This window comes from Massilia phosphatilytica (assembly GCF_977014125.1).
The window spans coordinates 1-2,806 of sequence record NZ_CDRNIL010000095.1 but is presented as its reverse complement, the minus strand read 5'-3'; the positions used below and the strand labels follow the sequence as shown (position 1 = coordinate 2,806).

Annotated in this window: 2 protein-coding genes; both read left to right on the top strand. The window is 65.4% G+C overall.

Going from position 1 to position 2,806, the window contains the following annotated elements:
• Window positions 1–275 precede the first annotated feature (275 nt).
• Entirely contained in the window at window positions 276–1,373 is a 1,098-nt protein-coding gene (locus ACWNCF_RS03250; protein ID WP_449405996.1) for a patatin-like phospholipase family protein, read from the top strand.
• Window positions 1,374–1,490: 117 nt separating this feature from the next.
• Window positions 1,491–2,582, top strand: coding sequence for a redox-regulated ATPase YchF (ychF, locus tag ACWNCF_RS03245; RefSeq protein ID WP_449405995.1), 1,092 nt, complete (start codon window positions 1,491–1,493; stop codon window positions 2,580–2,582).
• Window positions 2,583–2,806 lie beyond the last annotated feature (224 nt).

Sequence of the window (2,806 nt, the reverse complement as noted above, 5' to 3'; positions counted from 1 at the left end):
TATGTGTAGTCTACTGGTTCAGTTACGTATTGCTAAGGTTAAAACGGAGGAGTTAGTTGGATGATCCAGCACCTGGTATCGATGCCGGCGCCGGCGCGCGCGAGGCCGCCGGTCGCCAACAGCGCAACCATCATCCAGATTAGCGAGGCAAAATATCTACTGATCATGCGGGCTCCAGACACACAGGCCGGAAGGGCGACCGGACCATGTTACGGAGGGCCGCCGGATGACCCTTGAGGCTACGCAACCGTGTCCTTCCTGCCGATAATTTCGGGATGAGCGCACTTACCTTCCACGCCGGGCCGGCGGCCCTGGCCCAGATCCGCGCGCACGGCCTGCGCGCGCGCGACATCGCCGTCGTGCCCGCCGCGGCGGGCGGGCCCAAGGGACTTGTGTTCCGCGCCCTCGACCAGTGGGTGTTCGGCGACTGGTTTGCGCGCGCGCCGCGCGAGCGCATCCTGATCGGATCGTCGATCGGCGCCTGGCGCATGGCGGCCGCCTGCCAGCGCGACCCCGTGACGGCCTTCGCGCGCCTGGGTGAGCTCTACAGTGGCCAGCGCTACACGTCGACCAGGCCCTCGCAGGACCAGATCGACGCCGTCGTGCAGGGGCTCCTGAACGAATTCGTGCGCGGCCACGAGAGCGACATCGTCAACCACCCGCACTACCGTCTGCACGTGCTGACGGTGCGCGGCAAGCGGGCCCTGGCCGCACCCGGCCGCCGTCATGCCGAGATGCGCGGATTCGCCGCGGCGGCCCTCCACAACCTGTTTTCGCGCGACAAGCTGGCGCATCTGCTGGACCGCGTCGTGCTCGGCGACCGCCGCGCCCACGCGCCCTGGCTGCGCGACCGCTTCGACAACTTCGCCACGCATTTTTCCGCGCTGACGCCGGACAACCTGGCGGCCGGCCTGCTGGCCTCCGGCACCCTGCCGATGCTGATGAAACCGGTGCGCGACATCGCCGGCGCGCCGCCCGGCCATTACTGGGACGGCGGCATCGTCGACTACAACCTGGCGCTGCCGTATGCCCGGATGGCGGCGCAGGCGCCGGGCGACATCGTGCTGTATCCCCATTTTTCCGAACACATCGTGCCGGGCTGGCTGGACAAGGCGCTGCCGTGGCGCCGGGCCGCGCGCGGACCGAATCGCGGCTGGCTCGACAACGTCCTGATCGTGGCGCCGAGCCATGCGTTCCTCGCCAAAATGCCGCGCGGAAAACTCATCGACCGCAGCGATTTCAAGTTTTATGGCCTCGACCACGATGCCCGCATCCGCGCCTGGCGCCAGGCGATGGACGAGGGAGAACGGCTGCGCGACGAATTCGCGGCGTTCGTCGAGCGGCCGGACGTCGGGCGGATTCGTCCGCTTTAAGCGACGCGAATTGCGCCGATGCGCAAGAAAAGGCCGGAATAAAGGGCTGTTTGCGGTCTTTGCAGGCAAGCGGAGGTACAATACGGGGTTTCGTAAATTCGACCCAGAAAGCTTCCCATGAGTCTCAAATGCGGCATCGTCGGCCTGCCCAACGTCGGCAAGTCCACCCTGTTCAATGCCCTGACCAAGGCCGGCATCCCGGCTGAAAACTATCCGTTCTGCACCATCGAGCCGAACGTCGGCGTCGTCGAGGTGCCGGATCCGCGCATCGACCAGCTGGCGGCGATCGTCAAGCCGGAGCGCGTCGTCAAGGCGATCGTCGAGTTCGTCGACATCGCGGGCCTCGTGGCCGGCGCGTCGAAGGGCGAGGGCCTGGGCAACCAGTTCCTGTCGCACATCCGCGAGACGGACGCCATCGTCAACGTCGTGCGCTGCTTCGAAGACCCGAACGTCATCCACGTGGCCGGCAAGGTCAGCCCGATCGACGACATCGAAGTCATCCAGACCGAACTGGCGCTGGCCGACATGGGCACCGCCGAGAAAGCGCTGCACCGCGAGCAGAAGAAGGCGCGCGCCGGCGACAAGGATGCGATCAAGCTGGTGGCGATCCTGGAAAAGCTGCTGCCGCACCTGAACGATGGCCAGCCCGCGCGCACGCTGGGCCTGGACGCCGACCAGCTGGAACTGATCAAGCCGCTGTGCCTGATCACGGCCAAGCCGGCCATGTTCGTGGCCAACGTGTCGGAAAGCGGCTTCAAGGACAACCCGCTGCTGGACCTGCTGACGGACTTCGCCAACAAGCAGAACGCGCCGATCGTCGCGATCTCCGCCGCCATCGAATCGGAAATCGCCAACCTGGACGACGCCGACAAGCTGGAATTCCTGGCCGACCTCGGCATGGAAGAGCCGGGCCTGGACCGCCTGATTCGCGCCGCATTTAAACTGCTGGGCCTGCAGACCTACTTCACGGCCGGCGTGAAGGAAGTGCGCGCCTGGACCGTCCCGATCGGCGCCACCGCCCCGCAGGCGGCCGGCGTGATCCACACCGACTTCGAACGCGGCTTCATCCGCGCCCAGACCATTTCCTTCGACGACTACATCGCCTACAAGGGCGAAGGCGGCGCCGAGGAAGCGGGCAAGATGCGCGCGGAAGGCAAGGAATACATCGTCAAGGATGGGGATGTGTTGAACTTCCTGTTCAACGTGTAAGCATTGGGTCGGAATCCGGCGGATTCCGATCGATGGCGAAAGCCCCGACGTCCCTCCGGCGCCGGGGCTTTTTCATTGTCCACGTGCGCGGACCGGGGACCTGATCCCTCCGGTGCCGGCGACGGCGCCACTTGTGTCTAGGCATTTGCCACGTGTCTATGTTCCACGCCATTGTGCAGGCTCGCACAACGTTACATACTCGGGCGATGAATTAACATAAGCGA